This is a genomic window from Okeania sp. (genome assembly GCF_983059655.1).
On the sequence record NZ_CEZPJD010001127.1, the window covers coordinates 1 to 2,000 of the forward strand.

The window sequence follows — 2,000 nt, forward strand, 5'->3', positions numbered from 1 at the left end:
GACAAAGTTTTGAGGTAAGTCCATACCACCTAAAACTTCTGCTGCTTCTTTCTCAGAGATTTCTGAAATAGAATTGTTGCGACGTGCTTTAGCGTTGGCAATAGCTTCACTCATCAGTTCAGGGTTTAAATCTGTAATATTTAGATTAGCCATTAGTTAGTTTCCTCTCAGTTGATGTTTTTTCTACTTCAAGCCAAGCTTTATTTCATGTCTTTTAAGCTGGTTGTTATTAAATACTATATTCCGATTTTTTATAAATCCGCTAGTGTTTTGAGATAAAAAAAATGACATAAACTATAACATTATGTCTTTTCAAACGATCGCTCATTTTCTGACATAAACTATAAAATTATGTCTTTTTTTCTAGCTATTGCTGAGGTTGAAAATAATCCTTCAATTACTATTCAGAAAATAAACTATCTAATTCACAATAATCCGGTAAAGTTGTATCAATAATTCCACCATTTCTCAAAACAACTCTGTCATGTTGAGACCGTGATAAAAGTTCGCTAAAATTCCTACCTTTAAACAGAATTAAATCCGCAGGTAATCCAACTCCAACTCTGCCAAGATTAGGCAAACCAATTAAATCCGCAGGAGTCTTAGTCACAGCAGAAGGCCAGTCTCCATAAGGCATATCTAAATGAGCAATTCTGACTGACATATTAAACACTTCCAACACATCATGGTCGCCAAATCCAAAAAATGGGTCGCGACAATTATCACTCGCTACAGCAACAGAAATTCCCTGTTTTTTGAACTCATGTAATAAAGTAACTCCCCGCCATTTCGGAGTATGATTATCTTGCCTATTCTGAAGATAAAGATTACACATTGGTAGACTAACAATATTAATACCAGCTTCCTTAACTAATTTGAGAGTTTCTGTTACTTGTTCCGGAGTTTGTACCGCCAAACTACAACAATGTCCGCAAATAATTTTGCCAGAAAATTGATGACTAATTGCCTTCTCAGCAACTTTATATAAAACTTGAGAATTAGGGTCTCCATTTTCATCAGTATGTAAGTCTAGATTTAATTGACGTTCTTTCGCCAGACTAAATAACCTCTCCAATTGATTATCCAAATCTGAATTCATAAATGGAACTGCTCCTAATATCCCACCAACATCAGCAATTAGATCCGCTAATTTTTCTCCAGCTTCAGTAAGATAATAATCGCCAGTAACCAAAGAAACAGGCTGCAATATTAATCTACCTTCCCACTCTTTTTGCAATGTTTGAAATACTTCCAAACTAATATTTGCTTGTTCTGCAAAACAGTCAAGATGAGTCCGAATAGCCTTTGTACCATGAGCATAACTGCACTTGAGACCAAATTCCATCCGCTGATAAATATCTTCAGCATTCCAATATTCCTTAGCATCCCTAGCTCCCGCATCCAAAGCACCATTAAAACTACCATCTGAGTTAGGCGATCGCACCCAGATATGACCTTTATCTAAATGGGTGTGCATATCCACAAAACACGGCCAAACCTGGCCACCTTTGAGGTCTACTGTAGGAATATTTTCAGTTTCCAGAGAGGGTAAATGTGTTGAAGAGTAGACGACTTGTGTAATAAGTCCTTCACTAATTTCGATATCTACCAGCGATAAACCCTCCCTCGTTTGACTAGGTATCTCAAAATCAGTTTCTAGAAGACATACAGGTATATGAGCGTTTTTTAGCCAATAGTGAGTATTATCATAAATTACAGAAAATTGTTGATTATTCATAATATCGGCGTTGGTGAATTAGTGTATGATATTAATCTTAATTATTTAGGAGTCAGGAGGGAAGAAAAAGAAGGAAGAGGAAGAACAGGAGAAGAAGAAGAAAGTTTTTTTATCACTTAATAGTTAGGAAACTGCCATTAAAGCACAATCATAGCCAAAATCACCAACGCCCCAAATCTTTCTACTTAAAACTTTTGTTAAAACTTTTGACTTTTGACTTTTGACTTTTGACTTTTGACTTTTTAAAGCTTTTGACTTTTGA

The 2,000-nt window shown here is 35.5% G+C and carries 2 protein-coding genes; one reads left to right on the plus strand and one right to left on the minus strand.

The genetic code is table 11. The features are described 5' to 3' along the window. Positions 1-400 precede the first annotated feature (400 nt). Positions 401-1,738 carry a cytosine deaminase gene (locus tag AC3DU7_RS32435; protein ID WP_488043336.1) on the minus strand — a complete coding sequence of 446 codons (1,338 nt, stop codon included), beginning with the start codon at positions 1,736-1,738 and terminating at the stop codon, positions 401-403. Here AC3DU7_RS32435 and AC3DU7_RS32440 point away from each other — a divergent pair. Then, positions 1,724-1,858, plus strand: a complete 135-nt coding sequence (locus AC3DU7_RS32440; RefSeq protein ID WP_488043337.1) for a hypothetical protein — start codon at positions 1,724-1,726, stop codon at positions 1,856-1,858. The genes AC3DU7_RS32435 and AC3DU7_RS32440 overlap by 15 nt on opposite strands. Positions 1,859-2,000: the final 142 nt, after the last annotated feature.

Coding starts and splice junctions, on each gene's coding strand:
- AC3DU7_RS32435 (WP_488043336.1), bottom strand. CDS start 1,738: ATGAATAATCAACAATTTTCTGTAATTTATGATAATACTCACTATTGG.